General features: G+C 52.6%; 18 protein-coding genes. 5 read left to right on the top strand and 13 right to left on the bottom strand.

Annotated elements, in window-relative coordinates:
* Positions 1-48 precede the first annotated feature (48 nt).
* From KNP81_RS06280 to KNP81_RS06265, 4 genes are all read right to left on the bottom strand, one after another.
* Positions 49-879, bottom strand: coding sequence for a hypothetical protein (locus KNP81_RS06280; RefSeq protein WP_214719314.1), 831 nt, complete (start codon positions 877-879; stop codon positions 49-51).
* Positions 880-977: 98 nt separating this feature from the next.
* Complete coding sequence (gene fba / locus KNP81_RS06275) at positions 978-1,832, bottom strand: class II fructose-1,6-bisphosphate aldolase (protein ID WP_214719312.1); 855 nt, start codon at positions 1,830-1,832, stop codon at positions 978-980.
* Between the two features lie 157 nt (positions 1,833-1,989).
* The gene (locus KNP81_RS06270) at positions 1,990-2,352 is read right to left on the bottom strand and encodes a response regulator (RefSeq protein ID WP_058764844.1); all 363 of its coding nucleotides are present in this window, start codon (positions 2,350-2,352) and stop codon (positions 1,990-1,992) included.
* Between the two features lie 80 nt (positions 2,353-2,432).
* On the bottom strand, positions 2,433-2,783 hold the full coding sequence (locus KNP81_RS06265) for a YxeA family protein (RefSeq protein WP_029594660.1): 351 nt from the start codon (positions 2,781-2,783) through the stop codon (positions 2,433-2,435).
* Between the two features lie 112 nt (positions 2,784-2,895).
* Here KNP81_RS06265 and KNP81_RS06260 point away from each other — a divergent pair, with 112 nt between their 5' ends.
* Positions 2,896-3,318: a hypothetical protein gene (locus KNP81_RS06260; protein WP_214719311.1), complete on the top strand. Its 423-nt coding sequence runs from the start codon at positions 2,896-2,898 to the stop codon at positions 3,316-3,318.
* A gap of 37 nt (positions 3,319-3,355) precedes the next feature.
* Here the strand turns inward: KNP81_RS06260 and KNP81_RS06255 are convergent, their stop codons facing one another.
* Positions 3,356-5,011, bottom strand: coding sequence for a glycerol-3-phosphate dehydrogenase/oxidase (locus KNP81_RS06255; protein ID WP_214719309.1), 1,656 nt, complete (start codon positions 5,009-5,011; stop codon positions 3,356-3,358).
* Positions 5,012-5,273: 262 nt separating this feature from the next.
* Here KNP81_RS06255 and KNP81_RS06250 point away from each other — a divergent pair, with 262 nt between their 5' ends.
* The 3 genes from KNP81_RS06250 (at position 5,274) to KNP81_RS15445 (ending at position 7,651) form a co-directional block, all read left to right on the top strand.
* Positions 5,274-6,389, top strand: coding sequence for an NADH-dependent flavin oxidoreductase (locus tag KNP81_RS06250; protein ID WP_214719307.1), 1,116 nt, complete (start codon positions 5,274-5,276; stop codon positions 6,387-6,389).
* Between the two features lie 266 nt (positions 6,390-6,655).
* Positions 6,656-6,868 (top strand): hypothetical protein, encoded by a 213-nt coding sequence (locus tag KNP81_RS06245; RefSeq protein ID WP_029594656.1) that lies wholly within the window; start codon positions 6,656-6,658, stop codon positions 6,866-6,868.
* A 114-nt stretch (positions 6,869-6,982) separates the two neighbouring features.
* A complete protein-coding gene (locus tag KNP81_RS15445; RefSeq protein WP_125317989.1) occupies positions 6,983-7,651 on the top strand; it encodes a helix-turn-helix transcriptional regulator in 669 nt (222 codons plus the stop codon).
* A gap of 14 nt (positions 7,652-7,665) precedes the next feature.
* On the opposite strand, the gene KNP81_RS06235 is transcribed toward KNP81_RS15445, so the two are convergent.
* The 6 genes from KNP81_RS06235 to KNP81_RS06210 all read right to left on the bottom strand — a co-directional run bounded on the left by KNP81_RS06235 (position 7,666) and on the right by KNP81_RS06210 (position 12,968).
* Positions 7,666-8,214, bottom strand: a complete 549-nt coding sequence (locus KNP81_RS06235) for a GNAT family N-acetyltransferase (protein ID WP_029594654.1) — start codon at positions 8,212-8,214, stop codon at positions 7,666-7,668.
* Positions 8,215-8,257: 43 nt separating this feature from the next.
* Positions 8,258-9,088 carry a TVP38/TMEM64 family protein gene (locus tag KNP81_RS06230; protein WP_029594653.1) on the bottom strand — a complete coding sequence of 277 codons (831 nt, stop codon included), beginning with the start codon at positions 9,086-9,088 and terminating at the stop codon, positions 8,258-8,260.
* Positions 9,089-9,221: 133 nt separating this feature from the next.
* Entirely contained in the window at positions 9,222-10,817 is a 1,596-nt protein-coding gene (locus KNP81_RS06225; RefSeq protein ID WP_021066089.1) for a CTP synthase, read from the bottom strand.
* Between the two features lie 236 nt (positions 10,818-11,053).
* Complete coding sequence (gene rpoE / locus KNP81_RS06220) at positions 11,054-11,533, bottom strand: DNA-directed RNA polymerase subunit delta (protein WP_029594652.1); 480 nt, start codon at positions 11,531-11,533, stop codon at positions 11,054-11,056.
* A 149-nt stretch (positions 11,534-11,682) separates the two neighbouring features.
* A complete protein-coding gene (locus KNP81_RS06215; RefSeq protein ID WP_214719305.1) occupies positions 11,683-11,952 on the bottom strand; it encodes a hypothetical protein in 270 nt (89 codons plus the stop codon).
* The gene (locus KNP81_RS06210) at positions 11,928-12,968 is read right to left on the bottom strand and encodes a hypothetical protein (protein WP_214719303.1); all 1,041 of its coding nucleotides are present in this window, start codon (positions 12,966-12,968) and stop codon (positions 11,928-11,930) included. Before KNP81_RS06210 ends, KNP81_RS06215 begins: the two co-directional genes overlap by 25 nt.
* 171 nt (positions 12,969-13,139) lie before the next feature.
* On the opposite strand from KNP81_RS06210, the gene KNP81_RS06205 reads away from it, so the two are divergent.
* The gene (locus KNP81_RS06205) at positions 13,140-14,438 is read left to right on the top strand and encodes a methyl-accepting chemotaxis protein (protein WP_029594650.1); all 1,299 of its coding nucleotides are present in this window, start codon (positions 13,140-13,142) and stop codon (positions 14,436-14,438) included.
* 38 nt (positions 14,439-14,476) lie between these two features.
* Here KNP81_RS06205 and KNP81_RS06200 read toward each other — a convergent pair whose 3' ends face one another.
* Both KNP81_RS06200 and KNP81_RS06195 read right to left on the bottom strand, forming a co-directional pair.
* Positions 14,477-16,606 carry a (Fe-S)-binding protein gene (locus tag KNP81_RS06200; protein WP_021066085.1) on the bottom strand — a complete coding sequence of 710 codons (2,130 nt, stop codon included), beginning with the start codon at positions 16,604-16,606 and terminating at the stop codon, positions 14,477-14,479.
* 90 nt (positions 16,607-16,696) lie between these two features.
* Complete coding sequence (locus KNP81_RS06195; protein WP_029594649.1) at positions 16,697-17,413, bottom strand: hypothetical protein; 717 nt, start codon at positions 17,411-17,413, stop codon at positions 16,697-16,699.
* Between the last annotated feature and the right edge of the window lie 5 nt (positions 17,414-17,418).

Genomic DNA, 17,418 nt, shown 5'->3' with positions numbered 1-17,418 from the left:
GCTTACACTTCTTATTATGAGGAAATTGTCATGGAATTGCTACACCCTTTACGTCAAGCCAGCGATGGCGAACATCGATCCGATGAGTAAACCAACGCCAACAAGCGTCCCCACTGCCGTCCATCGTTTCACGTTTTTTTGTTTTGTCTCATACGCTTGATACGGCCCTTCCTTTAAGCGCTCCGACCCATGCGTCTCGATCCAAAGTCCGACCGCGGTCTCTTCGTCGGTCACGAGATTGCCTGTATACGTGAACGGGATGATTTCTTCGGGTCGACGGAGAATGTCGAACCGCTCCCGCCGTGTCGCGATGTTCGCCCCAATCCAGTAGAGCCGTTTCGGTGTATAGAAAACTGGCACGCTATCTCCGATAAAATACTGAATCCACTGTTCGAACGCGGCGAGATCGCGTTGGTCGAACAAGATTTCCATTGAATCCTCGTCAGTCATGATGGCGAGCATCGGGCACAACTCGATCGTCCGTCGTCTATAGGGATGCGGCATGGCCGCTTCTGTCTTTCGGACGATGGCCGGGAAGAAGACGACTTGCTTGATTGCGTCGAGCGGGAACGATTGCTCGACTGACTCACCCGGCTCGTGCCGATACGTCGTCCCCTCAATATATGTCGCGGTCACTTCATAGTGCGACTGGTGCCGCTCTTTCCAGAACAGCTGGCGAAACAGTTGCAAGAACCGATACACGCCGTAACCGCCGAGGACGGTGAGTGACACCAGCGGAATCAACCACGGTTTCGGATTCATGAGGATGAGAATGACCGGCAGCGCAGCAAAGGCCAACGTCACACCAATTATAATGATGGGACCGACGATATAGAAAATGCGCCAAAATGATTCTGTCGAACGTTCTTGATACTTCATGCAACCCCTCCTTTTTCATCTATATACGGTACCCTAACCGCTTACGTTTCAATAAAAAAAGCCGGTTCTCACAGGGAGAACCGACTGATGTGACAGGATTATGCTTTGTTGCTTGAACCGAACTCACGCATTTTGCCAGTAACGACGTTGTAGATCGCTTCGATACCAGGGCCGATGACTTTACGTGGGTCATATACTTTCGAGTCAGTGTTGAGCTTCTCACGTACGGCACGAGTCCATTCTTGTTGGCACTCTGTGTTAACGTTGATTTTGCTGTGACCGAGCTCGATTGCTTTTTTGATTTGGTGCTCAGGAATACCTGAACCGCCGTGAAGAACGAGTGGAGTTTTAGTCGCTTCTGCGATTTCTTCCATCTCTTTGAAGCCGAGTTTAGGCTCGCCTTGGTATTCTCCGTGTACAGAACCGAGTGCTGCCGCAAGAGCGTCAACTTTCGCTTCTTTCACGAGGCGTACGCACTCGTCGAGGTCAGCGTATTGTACGCCGCCAACAACGCCATCTTCTTCGCCGCCGACTGTGCCGACTTCCGCTTCAACTGAAGCACCTTTAGCGTGTGCGTATTCAACGACTTGTTTCGTCATTTCGATGTTCTCTTCGATCGGGTGGTGTGAACCGTCGATCATAACAGACGTGAAACCAGCGTCAATCGCTGCTTTACACTTGTCGAAAGATGAACCGTGGTCGAGGTGGATTGCAACTGGAACAGTGATGTTGTAGTCGTGCATGAGACCTTCAGTCATTTTAACAACTGTTGTGAAGCCACCCATGTACTTCGCTGCACCTTCTGATACACCGAGGATAACTGGTGATTTCTCGTCTTCCGCAGCGCGAAGAATCGCTTGCGTCCACTCGAGGTTGTTGATGTTGAATTGGCCTACTGCATACTTGCCTTCGAATGCTTTGTTAAGCATTTCTGTCATTGATACTAATGGCATAATGACATCCTCCTGTCTGTTCGCTATTGTGCACTTTGGGAAAAATGCCCCCGTGCAATTCGTTCCCATTATAACACACGTCGAAACTTGTGCCTATGCTATTCGGGCATAGAAATGGCTCTGCGCAAGCGTTTACATATGTCATCTTCGTGACGAATTACGTGATTTTGAGGACTTCCTTCACTTTTTCAATCATCCGATAAATATCGAACGGCTTTTCAAATTGCGCGGTAATGCCAAGTCGTTGCACTTCTTCGAGCGTCGATTTTTCCCCGAACGCGGTCATAATCATGACCGGGGTGTCGATGTTCCGTTGGCGCATGTTGCGTAGTACTTCATGACCGAACATGCGCGGCATGTTCATATCGAGCAATACTAAATCGTATCCGTTCTGTTCGAGCTTTTCCCAAGCGTTCTGTCCGTCGTTCGCCGTGTCGACCTCGATGCCGAGGCTTTGGAACACTTGCGCCAACATCAACCGAATCCCGTCTTGGTCGTCTGCGATCAACATCCGTGACATCCATCTACCTTCTCTCCATAGTTTGCACTAGTCTAACCATACCAAATCCGATTTCGTTTGGCGACGGACCTATTTTGAAATCAAGGCAACGGTATCGATACCGGTTCTTCGGTCTGTTCGTCCTTTAACTGGGCCGGTACTTCCGACTCAGGTACCGGCTCGTAGGCCGTCACCGTCTGCTCGTCTTTCACATACAGTTTCAAAAAATCGCCTTCGGCCAGCCGAATCGGTGCCTCGAACGTGATTGGTCGTTTCTTGCCGTCTTCATCATAGCCAATCGTTTCATACGTATGTCTCTTTCCTTGGTCGGTGACGTTTGTGCTCGGCACTTTCGTATAGTAGACGTCGGCAAACAGCCGATTCGTATCGACGAACTGCCAACCGAGAAATAAGATGAGGACGACGCCACCGATTGCCCATGCTCGTTTCATCGTAACTCCCCCGCCTTTCTCTTTTCCATCTGTTTCAATACCATTGTCTCCCTATTTCTAAACACCCGGTACGCTGATATACTGAAAACATGAAACGAACAGGAGCGAAATCATGAAACCATATTTGTTATACATATTGTTCGTCTTGGCACTTGGAAGTATGGTCGGACTCGTCGTGAACGTCTTCGGGGAAGAAATAGAAGAGACACCGCTCGCCGCTGCCGTCGAAACCGATCTCGAGGATTTGCCGGAGACGTTCGCCGTCTTGTCCGAGACGTTCGATGAGCCCATCGCAGACAATGACGTCGCCCGCATTAAAAAGCTGGCTTCTAATCCGGAACTCGACGAAATGAACCAGCACGCACTCGGTACAATCGAGGTCATCTTCGAGGGACGCCCGACCACGCTGACACTCGAAACGGACATATATCGCGAGGACGGCACGTATCTTTATCTCTATTTATTCGGCGAACCGGACGTCGTCGAGGCGCTCGACGAACGCATCATGGCGTATTATGAAGAATTAGGCATATGAAAAGGAACCTCGCCGCGGCGAAGTTCCTTTTATTTCGTTAGTCGACCGTGACAGGGACGACCGCGAGATCAATCTCTTTCTCGATCTCGGCCCGCTCTTCAGCGAGACGAGCATCCGACCATTTGAAGACATCGGCCATGCAACGGAGCACACCGTCTTTATAGTTGCGGACGAAGTCGATGTCGAAGAACATCGCTCCGGTGCGGCGGACGAGGAAGTCGATGGCCCGAACGACCGACTCTTCTTCGATGCCGTACATGAGTTGTGCATAGACGTACTCTGGAAGGTCGTACGCGTTCGAGTCCATCCGTTCGATGACACGATCGATGTTCGATCCGTAGAGACGGACGAGTTGCTCGGCTTTGACGTCATCGAGACCAAGGTTTTTCAGTTCAGCCTTCTTCTTCGTCAAGAAGTCATCGAACCCTTTCGAACCGCCGACATGACCGCCCGACATCGGCATATGTTTCGTGCGCGAAGCGAGAAAGACGATGCCTTCTTCTTGCTTGAGCAGTTTCGCCACCAAATCGACGACCGTCTCTGACATCTTGCGATAACCGGTCAACTTCCCACCGGCGATCGTGATTAAGCCGCTCTCCGACTGCCAGACCTCATCTTTCCGTGAAATCTCAGACGGGTCTTTGCCTTCTTCATAGATGAGCGGACGAATCCCGGCCCAGCTCGACTCGACGTCGTCTGCCGTCACGTTCACGTCTGGGAACATATAGTGGATCGCCTCTAAAATATAGTCGCGGTCCTCGGTCGTCATGCGTGGATGAGCTTTATCCTTATCGAAGAACGTGTCCGTCGTCCCGACATACGCTTTGCCGTCACGCGGAATCGCGAACACCATCCGGCCGTCCGGTGTATCGAAATAGATGGCTTGTTTGAGCGGGAATTTCGACTGGTCAATGACGAGGTGAATTCCTTTCGTCAAACGGAGCATCTTCCCTTTGTTCGAGCCGTCTTGTTCGCGGAGCACGTCGACCCAAGGTCCGGTCGCGTTGATGACTTTCTTCGCATAGACATCGTACGTCTTGCCGTCGATTTGGTCTTCAACGTGGACGCCGACGACTTTGCCTTGCTCATAGATTAGACCAGTCACTTTCGAATAGTTCAAGAGGAGGGCGCCGTGGTTGGCCGCCTCTTTCGCGACTTCAATCGTCATACGGGCATCATCTGTCCGATATTCGACGTAATAACCGCCACCGACAAGACCGTCTTTTTTGACGAGCGGCGCTTTTTGAATGACTTCATCCGGCTTCAACATCAAACGTCGCTCGCCGCGTTTGACGCCCGCTAAGAAATCGTACACCATCAAGCCGACCGCTGTGGAGAGCGGTCCGAACGTGCCGCCTTTATGCATCGGCAACAGCATGCGTTCTGGCGTCGTGACGTGCGGCCCGTTCTCATAGACGATGGCGCGTTCTTTTCCGACTTCGGCGACGAGCGCGACTTCGAACTGTTTCAAGTAGCGCAACCCTCCGTGGACGAGTTTCGTCGAACGGCTCGATGTTCCGGCTGCGAAGTCTTGCATTTCGAGCACGGCCGTCTTCATTCCGCGAGACGCGGCATCGAGCGCGATTCCGGCACCGGTGATTCCTCCGCCGACGACGAGCACGTCGTGACGTTCACCCGTTAACTGTTCATATCGTTTGGCACGTTCTTTTGCTGAGAAATTTCTGATTTCCATCTTGTCCCCTCCTATAATGAATCCGGTTCGATGTATGCGAAAAGAGACCACAACAAAACAAGGCTTCGCCCCCCATGTCGTGGTCTCTCTGTAGTCTCCAACCGGTTATCAACTTTTCTCCTGTATTATACCCCATTTTCTAGCATTCAACCATCGACCCGCTCACGGAGTGTGCAACCTGCTCCTCAGAAAGCGTCCCGCTCGCAATTTCAAAATGAGAAGACTAGACTTCAAAGTATCACCAACAAGGAGGAGTTTTTTTATGAAACGCATGTTACAACCTTTCCAATTCAAAAACGGCGTCGAGATCCACAATCGGCTCGTACTTGCGCCGATGACCCATTATTCGTCAGAACCGACGGGTGAAGTGTCGGAACACGAACTCGCCTATTACCGCAAGCGAGCGAAGAACGTCGGCCTCGCCATCACGGCGTGTGCTTACGTGACCGAAGACGGCAAAGGGTTCCCGAACGCCTTCGGTGTGAATGACGACAAGTTCATCCCTGGGCTTCGTCAGCTCGCTGAAAGTTTGAGAGCGGAAGGCGCGAAAGCGATTCTTCAAATCTTCCATGCAGGACGCATGTCTCCTCCGGAACTCGTTCCGAACGAACAACCAGTAAGCGCCAGCGCCATCGCACCGGTCCGTGAAGGTGCCGCCACACCACGCGCCCTTGAGACTGAAGAAGTCGAAGCCATCATCGAGGCGTTCGGCGAAGCGACACGTCGTGCCATTGAGGCCGGTTTTGACGGCGTCGAGATTCACGGGGCGAACACGTATTTGATTCAACAGTTCTTCTCACCTCACTCGAATCGACGCGACGATCGCTTCGGTGGCGACGTAAACGCACGCCTCACATTCCCGCGTGAAGTCATTCGCTCGGTCAAACGTGCAGCTGAAGGCGCGGACAATTTCTTAATCGGCTACCGCTTCTCGCCTGAAGAAGTCGAAGAGCCAGGCATCACGCTCGACGATACGGACGTATTGATCGATATGTTGCTCGAAGAAAATCTCGACTACCTCCACGCCTCGCTCTGGAACTTCAATATCGGTTCAATGCGGAACGAGAACGTGACGGAGCGGTCGATTGATCGCATCGCTAAACGCATCAACGGTGCCGTCCCGCTCATCGGAGTCGGACAGCTCCAGCGCCCAGGTCAAGTCGAAGACGCACTGAACGTCATCGACCTCGCCGCGCTCGGCCGCGAACTCATCATCGACCCGGATTGGCTCGAAAAAGTGAAAGACGGTCGTGAAGACGAAATCGAGACCGAACTCGACTTGAACAAACAAGCCGAACTCGCCGTCCCGGCTCCGCTCTGGAACGCCATCACAACACGTGCCGGCTGGTTCCCAATCAAAGACCAAGCCGTCAAATAAGCCTTCAACCGCAGACTTCATGTCTGCGGTTTTTTTGTGGTTTGTGCAATTCATCGAGTAGTGTGAGAAATGGGATATGCTACGGACACAATTTCGTCACATTTTTCATCTTTTTCACCACTTCTTTCGTGTTGACCTAACTTTCCAAGCTTTCACCCCCTTCGTAAGCTAAGGACAGGAACCGTTTCCTCGATGAAACTGCGGGCCAAGCCTCGCTTGCACCGCGCCTGTCTGTTTGACCGTCTTTTGAAAGGGGCATATGATGTATGACGAAAAAGCCAATTGATCTCGATGCGTACAACAAACAACTCAATCAGCATCAACAGCGTACGAAAGAAGTCGCTGAAACGTATCGACAAAAAAGTAAGGAACTCGAACACCACCTCGAATCATCCGCACGTTCCCGTGAAGAAGCACTCGCTCGCGAAATCGCCGAATTAAAGCAAGTGACTAAACGGAACGTTCCGCGAAATAAATAAACGGTTCCCGATCGTACGACGAAAGAAGTGACTCATCCGGTGGAAAACAAAATCAAACGCCAATTTCTGAATCATCTGCATCGTGACAAAAATTTGTTCGATGATTTTCAGCATGTGGATAACTTTTATACGCTCGATCAACAAATTGTGAGTGCGCTCCGCAGCGCCCATCCGATTCGGGCCGAACAGCTGCTCGAGACGCTGACGCTCGACCTATTGAAACTTCCGGTCTCCGATGAGTACATGAGTGTCCGTTTTTACTACCGCGGCCTCGTCTATCACGTCATCCGTCTGATTCCAGTCGATAACCCAAACGTCCAGACCGCGCTCAATTATACGAGCGCTCTTCTCATCTTAATCGATGAACTGACGACGACACTCGACTTTATCTATGCCATTCCCGTCATCGTCGACCATTTGACGAAGATGATGGCGTTCCTATCCCCTCCCGTGTCGACGAACCCGAACGTCACGACGACCATCCATTTGATTGAAGAGCATTTGAAAGAGCCGGAATTATCGCTCCCGTGGATCGCCCAACAAATCGGGTTATCAAACAATTATTTGTCGGCCCTGTTCAAACAGGAAGTCGGCGAGAGTGTACCCGAACGAATCCGGCGCCGCCGCATCGATGCGTCCATCGCCGATTTGCTCGGAACGAATTTGCCGATTTGTACCATCGGTGAGAAATATCGCTTCGCCTCGTGCACGGCCTATATCAACACGTTCAAGACGTACAAACAAATGACCCCACTCCAATACCGCCAATTGTTCCACACGTGAAAAGCGCTAAGCCTCTACCGAGACTTAGCGCTTTCTGTCATCCATTCTTCTCGCAACAAACCCATGCGAATCGAGTCGTAACGCACGTCGTCGACGACGCGCACCTGACGAATCCGACCTTCGAGTCGCATGCCGATTTTCTCGGCCACTTTCATCATCCGCTCATTGCCCGACCACGTCGTCAATCCGACCCGGACCGTCGGCAACGTCTGAAACAGATGGCCGACCCACAGCTTGAGCGCCCGCGTACCGATGCCCCGATTCCAGCGATCGGCTTGATGGAGGATGATGCCGACCTCGAGCCAGTTCTGTCCGGCGTCTTCATAATAGAAGGAAACCGTCCCGTAGACGGTCCCATCGACCTCGATGACCCACATGTCGTCACGGCCGACGTGTTCGTCCGCATTCTGACAGTACACCTCGTACGTCTGCGCCCGATGTTCGAAATACGGCGCGTCCCACTTCTTATATTCTGGTGCCTCGTTCTTATACATCAATTCCCATAACCGATCCAAGTCCCGTGCCTCAATCGGTCGAATCACTAACGCTTCATCACGAATCATACCCTCGTCCTCTCTATCTGTGCTGCTATACTCTTTCAAGGGATCAGTTCGAATTCCCTTTTTTCCGCTTTCGCCAGACGAGCGCCAAGATGACGAGCAACAGACTCGCCGTCACCGAGACGACGGCGAACGGACTCGCACCGGTGATGAACAGTTCGCCGAGCGAGACCGAATAGGCGAGACCGAACGACGTGACGAGCTTCGCGCCGATGGCGATCAAAACGAATCGAGGAAATGGCACCCGGCTGAACCCAGCCGCGAGACAGATGACCTCATCGGGCAAGATCGGGATGATGAACAAGACGAGCAACACACCGAGCCCGTACTTGTCCACGTATCGGTCATACGTCGCGAGCTTGTCGGCGTCGATAAGCCGCATCACCCGTTCCCGCCCGAACCGAGCGAGCCCGTACATGACGAGGATGCCGAGCGTCGTCGCGACGCTCCCGATTAAGGCCGCCCGGAGCGGGCCAAGGGCGACACTGCCGATCGGGACACTGACCGCCTCCGGTACCGGAAGCGCGATCGGTTGCAGGAAGCTGAAGGCGGCGAACACCCACATCGCCTGGTCGCCATACTGTTCGAGCAACCGCTCGAGCCCGTAAGAATCATATAAAACGAGACCAAACGAAACGTAGTATACGAAGACGAACAACAAAAATAACGTGAACGTGACTTTGAGCATCTGTTTCAAGTATGTGTTCGAGCCCTCGCGAATCGACCGCAATAGACCAATCGACAGTGCGAGCAATACAATCCCGGTCCACCCGAGTTGATACGGCAATAATAGCGTCGGCAAGACGACGAACGGCAACAGGCTGAGCGTGACGAGCGCTCCCCCGTATCCTGCATAAATCATAGTTCGTTCTCGCATGTCGCATCGCCCTCTCCCTGTTCTACTATTAGTGTACCCGGATTTCGGGCAACATGTATCCACCTGAAGCTGTTGCGCACATCAGCCTTTTGCCCGAGAAAAAAGGCCACAGTCATAGACTGTGACCTGCCACTCACTCGCCGAGTGAGGCTTGGATGAAATCGTGGAACAAGCGTTGCGGACGCTCTGGACGCGAAATGAGTTCTGGGTGGAACTGTGACGCGACGAACCACTTGTGCTCTGGAATCTCAATGATTTCGACGAGACGGCCGTCCGGGCTCGTTCCTGAGAACTTGAACCCTTCTGCCTCGAACGCTTCACGGTACTCGTTGTTGAACTCGTAACGGTGACGATGGCGCTCGTAGACGAGCTCTTGGTTGTAAGCGGCGTGCGCTTTCGTACCTGGCTCGAGCTTGCATGGATAGAGGCCGAGACGGAGCGTGCCGCCGAGATCCTCGATATCTTTTTGTTCTGGAAGCAAATCAATAATCGGATAGTTCGTCGTCGGATCGATTTCGGCCGAGTGGGCACCGTCGAGCTTCAAGACGTTACGGGCGAACTCGACCGTCGCGAGCTGCATGCCGAGGCAAATCCCGAAGAATGGGACGTTGTTCTCACGCGCATAACGCGTCGCTTCGATTTTCCCTTCGATGCCGCGTTCTCCAAATCCGCCTGGGACGAGAATCCCGTCTGCGTCTCCGAGAAGCGTCTCGACATTCTCTGCCGTCACCTCTTCAGCGTTGACCCAATCGATATCGATGTCGGCGTTGAAGGCGTAACCGGCGTGCTTGAGCGATTCTGCTACCGAGATGTACGCGTCACGAAGTTCGACGTATTTTCCGACGAGAGCGATTTTGACTTTCTTCTCGAGGTGCGTGACCGTGTGCACGAGCTCTTTCCAAGCCGTCATGTCAGCGGCCGGCGTGTTGAAGCCGAAGTAATCGTTGACGAGTTGGTCCATTCCTTGCTTTTGAAGGTTGAGCGGCACTTCGTAAAGCGTCGACGCATCTTGTGCCTCGATGACCGCTTCTTTACGTGTATCACAGAACAAGGCAATCTTTTCCCGCATCTCTTCTGGGATATCGTGCTCGGTACGGAGGACAATGATATCCGGCTGAATCCCGTAACTGCGGAGCTCTTTGACGCTATGTTGGGTCGGTTTTGTCTTCATCTCACCGGCAGCGCGGAGATAAGGGACGAGCGTACAGTGAACGTACATGACGTTCTCTTTGCCGATATCGTTTTTCACTTGACGAATGGCCTCGATGAACGGAAGCGACTCGATGTCCCCGACTGTTCCACCAATCTCTGTGATGACGACATCTGCGTTCGTCTCGCGACCGGCGCGGAAGACGCGGTCTTTAATCTCATTCGTGATGTGTGGAATGACTTGGACCGTTCCACCGTTATAATCGCCACGACGCTCTTTTTTCAAGACCGTCGAGTAGATGCGACCTGACGTCACGTTGGCGTTTTGCGACAAGTTGATGTCGATGAAGCGCTCGTAGTGACCGAGGTCAAGGTCCGTCTCAGCGCCGTCATCTGTGACGAACACCTCTCCGTGCTGGTACGGGCTCATCGTTCCTGGGTCGATATTGATATACGGGTCAAACTTCTGAATCGTCACGTTCAAACCTCGGTTTTTGAGTAGACGTGCGAGTGAAGCGGCTGTGATCCCTTTACCGAGTGAAGATACTACCCCACCTGTTACGAAAATATACTTTGTCATCATCATTCTCCTCTCTTAAATGCCACAACGGGAAACGAAAAAACAAAAAAAGCAAAAGTGCCCCCACTGAAATGGAGGACACTTTTGCTGCATCGTTACGTGCTAAACTAGCCCATGACTAATTTACGTCAGAGACGATGCAGTCGTCAAGTCATTATTTTTTCTTTTTTTTCAACTGTCAAAAAAGAAAAAGAGACACGCCTAGCCGGGACAAATGCCCGGCTTTTTGCGGTCTCTTATAAATCATCCTCGTCTTTAAGGTCGAGGTCGTCGTCCAAGTCTTCGTCCTCGAACTCGTCAAGGCCTTCCACTTTTTCGGCTTCATCCTCGGCATCGAACTCAGATGCGTCAAAATCTTCACCTTTTGCAAAGACGTCAAGGTCGTCTTCAATGTCGACGATGCCTTCATCCGTCTCATCGATCTCTTCTTCGAACTCATCGAGCTCACCGCGCTGGCGTGCTTCGATGACGAGATCTTCGTCTGACTTATCGAACGGATACCAAACACGAAGCGCCCAACGGTTAGCTCCCAAGTTGACGAATAGTCCGTCGATGTTCATGTCCGTGTAGAGTTGCGCGATTTTCTCGAGCTCCTCCTCTTCACTTGCGAACGTATAGTTTTGTCTGATCAGCTCACGAATCTCATCAAATGACACTGGTTGCTCGCCAGTCTTTTGAAGAATTTCGTAAACGAAATCGATCAACGATTTATTCATTAAAGGACACTCCTTTTCCGTCACTAGTTAAACATCACTCCTCATTATAAACAAAACCGATATGAAAAAGCTAGAGGAAATTATTTTGAAGTTTCAACGGTTTTTTGGATGCTTAACCAATAGAGCGTAATCAATCCGACGTTGAAGATTCACGTCAAACCGAGCACCCCGAGCATCCAACCGCGCGGGACTTTGAAGGACAACTCTGCATTGACGGACTGGCCAGTATATAGGCCGTAGCCGAGCAATCCAACCATGAGCGCGGAATAAGCGACGACCATCCCGATCCGTTTCCATAGTTGCAAGAGCAGCGAGGCGAACTCTTTGTTGTCCCCATACGATGCATATAGATAGACGTGACCCGCACTCGCGTACATCGTCTGGACGTACCCACTCACAAACAGGACCGGAATAAACACGAGCGGCTCCAAGAAACCGAGGAAGAATAGCAGCGAAGCGGCTCCAAGAAACCGAGGAAGAATAGCAGCGACGTGACGAGCAGGACGTAGTACGGATGGCGTGCCACGTCGAACACACGGTTCAATAATATCCAGCCGATGACGCCCGCCAAGAACGGCATGAACACGTAGAATAAGAGCACTTGAAACGAGTATAGGGCCAGACTGACGAATACGGCGCCAATCAACGTCCAACCGCCAAATAACCCGACGACGAACGAGAGCAACTGGACTTGCCGTGTTTTGGTGGCACTGACGTACGTTCTCGTCCGCTCCTGGAACAATACCCACCCGACGTAGCCGAGCAAAATAATCATCAATAAAAAGATTTCCACGTACCCGCTCGCCTCTTCCAACAGGCTGAGGAGACGGCTCACCAACGTGAACACGGTGACGGTGATGAAGGCAAGCACGAACTTCCCTGTCGCCCATGCCCACGTCGCCGTTTTCTCGAGCGGCAACTTTCTCACGAACAGCCAAGGCAGGATCAGACTGACGAGGAAGAGGATGACAGCCTCGTCATATGATCGAGTCAGCACATAAGAGAAAATGACGATCCAGGCAACGAGTGCGAGTACGAGCGGGAGCGAACTCCCTTTCTGATCCGCCGACTCGTCTGTGGTGGACAGTTCCTTCAGCTGTGACAAAATCGTCGTCATAATCGACCCGACACCGATCGATCCGACACCGACAAGAAAAGCGCTCAATTCGATCGCCCAGCCAAACGGCAGCAAAAAGCAGATGAGTCCGGTCACCAAGACGGTCAGCGCCAGTAAGAATGTCTGTTTCGAGCCAAGGCGACCAATGATGTACACCCATAGAAGCAGTCCCGACATACTCGCCACGTAAAAAATCATGAACGGGATTAATCGTCCAACGCCGTCTTCGACCGCCATGATGGACAAAAATAAAATTTGAGGCAAGATTTGACTGCTGAGGGCACTGACAATCGTCAATAACACGACCGTGTTTTTCATTAAAGATACCTCATTTCTAGAAAATGATTGAATCGCTCTCCTTTCCTTCTTTCCCGCCCCCTTCCATTCGAGAACCTCTCGAATCACACATCAGCTCCTCAGTTTTTTCACATGTTTGCCGATATAGAATAGAACGCTATTTTAGCTGTACGAGAAAAAGGAGAATGAAACATGGCACTGTTCCGTAAATCAAAACCTACCGCTTACACCGCGTCGATCGGCTTCCCTGATGTGGCTAAGACCGCACGACCGACCGATCCAAATTTGAACGGGCGCACCCATTATATGGGTTATACGGCATCGCAAGTGAAGCGACTCCAAGACATGGCCCCGCTCGTCGAGTCCGTGTTAGACGATGTCCTCGAAAACGTCCTCGACCACTTGATGTTGCAGCCTGAGATGGTCCAAATCGCCAACGCCTCGTCGACACGTGAGCGGCTTAAAAAAGTGTTCGCTGACTACTTCCGGAGCTTGTTGACCGGAAACATCGATGAAAAGTTCCTTGCGATGCGTAAACGGATGGGCCAGACGCATCACCACTATGCCGTACCGGTCGTCTGGTTCCTCGCGACCTATTCTGCCTTCAACACGTTGCTCGTCCCAAAAATCGTCGAGACGTACCAACACGACCCGGCCACATTGACCGAATCGCTCCTCGCATTGTCCCATGCGATGAACTTGGACGCCCAAATCGTCACTGAGCAGTACGTCGATGCGCGTCTCGATGAGATTGAATCGGCAAACGTCGCCCGAGCGACGCTATTGAACGATGTCAGTCGCGTCAGCACGGAAGTCGCGACGACGATGGAGCAGACCGGTCACGCCATGTCCGAGACGAGCAAGCGAGCCCATCAAGTGTTGTCCGAGACCGAGCAGACGGAGAAGATGAGCCGTCACTTGATGAGCTTGACGCATACGAACGGCGAGCAAATCGAACAGATGGAATCCGAGTTCAAACAGTCGGCGACGTACGTCGACGCCTCGCTCGATCGCATCACCGCGCTCAAGGACGGCTCGCAAGAAATCGTCAGCATGACTCGGAGCATCGAACAGATTGCCAACCAGACGAACTTGCTCGCCTTGAACGCATCAATCGAAGCGGCCCGAGCCGGTGAGCACGGCAAAGGCTTCGCCGTCGTCGCGACCGAAGTGCGGACGCTCGCCGAGAATGCGAAACAGCTGAGCAGTCAAATCAACGTCCTCATCCATGAGAATGAAGCGAACATCGCCGCCCTGCTCGATCAAATGGGACAGATGCATCGAACGAACGACGAGGCAATGCGTCAACTCGGTGCCGTCAAAGCTGGCTTCTCGACCGTCAAAGACGAGATGGGCAATTACGTCATGTCGTTCGAACGAAACAAGCAAGACCTCGGCCAAATGGTCGAGACGATTTCGGCCATCAATGAGACGACGCAAGGACTATCACACCTGACGTCTTCCTTATTGGCCACTTCCGAGATGCACTAACGACAAACAAGGCACGGTCCGCGGACCGTGCCTTGTTTTTATTGGACAATCGGTTCTGGTACTTCGATTGGAGCGAGGGAGCGATCAAGCAATTCGACGACGTCGAACGTACCGACCGTCTCATCGACTTCTTTCGCTTTCGTCCCGTCCGAGAGCATCGTCAAACAGTACGGACATGCCGACCCGATGACCGTCGGTTTCGTCTCGAGCAACTGCTCGGTCCGGGCCACGTTAACGCGCGTCCCGACTTTCTCTTCTTGCCACATGAGACCGCCACCGGCGCCGCAGCACATGCCGTTCTCACGGTTCCGCTCCGCCTCGACGAGTTCGACACCTGGGATGCGTTCCAAGACGAAACGTGGGGCGTCGTAAATACCGTTATAGCGTCCGAGATAACATGAGTCGTGATAGACGACACGCTCGTTCACGGAGAAGTCCGGTTTGACCCGGCCCGTATCGAGCAGCTCGGCGAGGAGCTCGGTATGGTGATACACTTTCACACCCGTGAGTCCAAAGTCCGGATACTCGTTTTTGAACGTGTTATACGCGTGCGGGTCGACCGTGACGATTTTCGTGACCCCATACTTCTCGAACAGTTTGATGTTCGCTTCGGCGAGCTCTTGGAACAACAGCTCGTTCCCGATGCGGCGTGGCGTATCCCCTGAGTTCTTCTCTTCGTTACCAAGGATGGCGAACGAGACGCCGGCCTTGTTCAAGACGCTCGCAAAGCTTTGCGCGACTTTTTGGCTACGGCTGTCGTATGAGCCCATCGCTCCGACCCAGAAGAGGAATTCGAACTCTTCGCCGGCCTTTTTCTTCTCTTTTGCCGTCGGGATGACAAGTTCTTCCCGGTCTTTGCGCCAATTCTCGCGCTCTTTCCGGTTCATCCCCCACGGGTTGCCTTGACGTTCGATATTGGCGACCGTACGCTGCGCTTCTGGATCCATCTTGCCTTCCATCATGACGAGGTAACGGCGCAAATCGATAATCTTGTCGACGTGCTCGTTCATGACCGGACATTGGTCCTCACAGTTGCGGCACGTCGTACATGCCCAAATCTCTTCTTCGGTGATGACGTTGCCGATCAACTCGTCGGCGACGAGCATATGCCCGTCTTGGGCCGCGGCGGCAATCTCGGCCCCTTGCGTGTTTTGGAACAAGAGCGCCGGTGCCCACGGTGACTTCCGTGTGACGGCGGCCCCTTTCATGTTCATATGGTCGCGCAGCTTGACGATGAGGTCCATCGGCGACAGCATCTTACCGGTCCCGGTCGCCGGGCAGACGTTCGTACAGCGTCCGCACTCGACACAGGCATACAAATCGACGAGTTGTTTTTGGTTGAAGTCTTCGATTTTATTGACCCCGAAGACGACTTCTTCGTCCGACTCCTCGGCTTCTTCCATCGCCGAGAAATCGACCGGAGCGAGACGACCGACCTGGTGCGTCCGTCCGAGCCAGACGTTGAGCGTCCCGGCGATCAAGTGGGCGTGCTTGCCTTGCGGGATATAAATCATGAAGCTGAGCAAGAACAAGAGATGAAGCCACCAGAAGACGACGAACAAGGCGAAGGCGACCCCTCCCGGTACCCAAGCAAACGCCGAACCGATGAGCGTCGCGACCGGTTCACCCCACATCGGAAGTTCTTCCTTATAGACGAGGTAGAACCCGTTCCCGAACAAGACCGATACCATCAGCCCACCGATGAAGATGAGGGCGAGGCCGGCCAAGAAGTTTCGTTTCAAGCGCACGAGCTTCTCGATGTAACGGCGGTAGAATCCCCAAACGACCGCGACAAGAATCATGAGCATGACGATTTCTTGCATGAACGTGAAAATCGGATAGAGCGGACCGAGCGGGATATGCGGGAAACGCGTCCCGACAGCAAGCCCTTTCCAGATGAAGTCGATGGCCCCGAACTGGACGAGGATGAACCCATAGAACATCATGACGTGAATGATGCCGCTCTTCTTGTCTTTTAACAATTTCTTTTGGCCGAACACATTGATCATGACCTGTTCGAGCCGTTCCTTATTCGTTTGGCTCCACTCTGCCTGCTTCCCGAGCTTGATGAACGTATAGCGCTGATAGACCAGCGAGGCGAACAAATACAGTCCATAGCCGAGGACGAGCAAGAATAGAATCCAGTTGACGATTAAAAATGTAGACATCCCCAAAACTCCCCCTTATGAAAACGGATTCAATCTTGAATTCAGTATATCAAACAATGAATGAACAGTCATTCATTTTTATCGAAGGGGTCAAAAATTGAGCACATGCTTCAAGAATAAGAGGATGCCGCCATACCCGACGACCGCGAGGACGAACGTCCGGAAGTGAAGGTTGCGGTCGGCTGGAAGTTCGAACTTGACGATATTCAGAATCATCGCCCCGGCGACGAACGCGAACAAGATGGCCTCGACGTGCGAGGCGAGATCGATGAAACGGGAGAAGAAACCGCCGATGAGGATGCCGCCGCTCAACAAATAACGTCCTTGCCGAAGGTAGCGTTCCCCGTAATGGCGATACAAGTCGTGACCGACGGCGAGGAAGTGGACGCCGAGCGCCGTCGCGTAGAAGCTGCGGGCGACGAACGTGACGGATGATGCCGTAACGACGTAAGCCGAGAACGACATATATGCCGTCAACAGCGTCACTTGGAGCCAATACGACACGTTCTGATCAATCGTCTCGTCTTTGAAGTGTGGCGTTCGAACGACACGCATCGTCCCGTAAAAGACGGTGAAGCCGAGCAGGCTGATGACATAAATCTCCGACGGCAAGGCCAGGTCGAGCCATTCGACCCGGAGCGTGTCTTGCCGCTTATTCAAAGACGGCAAGAGATACATGAAAAAGTACGTGATGGCGATCCCGCTCGAAAACGAGAACCATTTTTGAGACGGTACCCGGTCTCGTGGAAACAGATAGATTCCCCAAAAATTGATCAGTGCTAAATAGACCACGATCCAATTCGCCATCTCAC

It is taken from the genome of Exiguobacterium sp. s149 (assembly GCF_018618395.1).
Lineage (GTDB): Bacteria > Bacillota > Bacilli > Exiguobacteriales > Exiguobacteriaceae > Exiguobacterium > Exiguobacterium chiriqhucha.
Note: the sequence above shows the minus strand (reverse complement) of the source record. Positions and strands in the feature narration are given on the sequence as shown.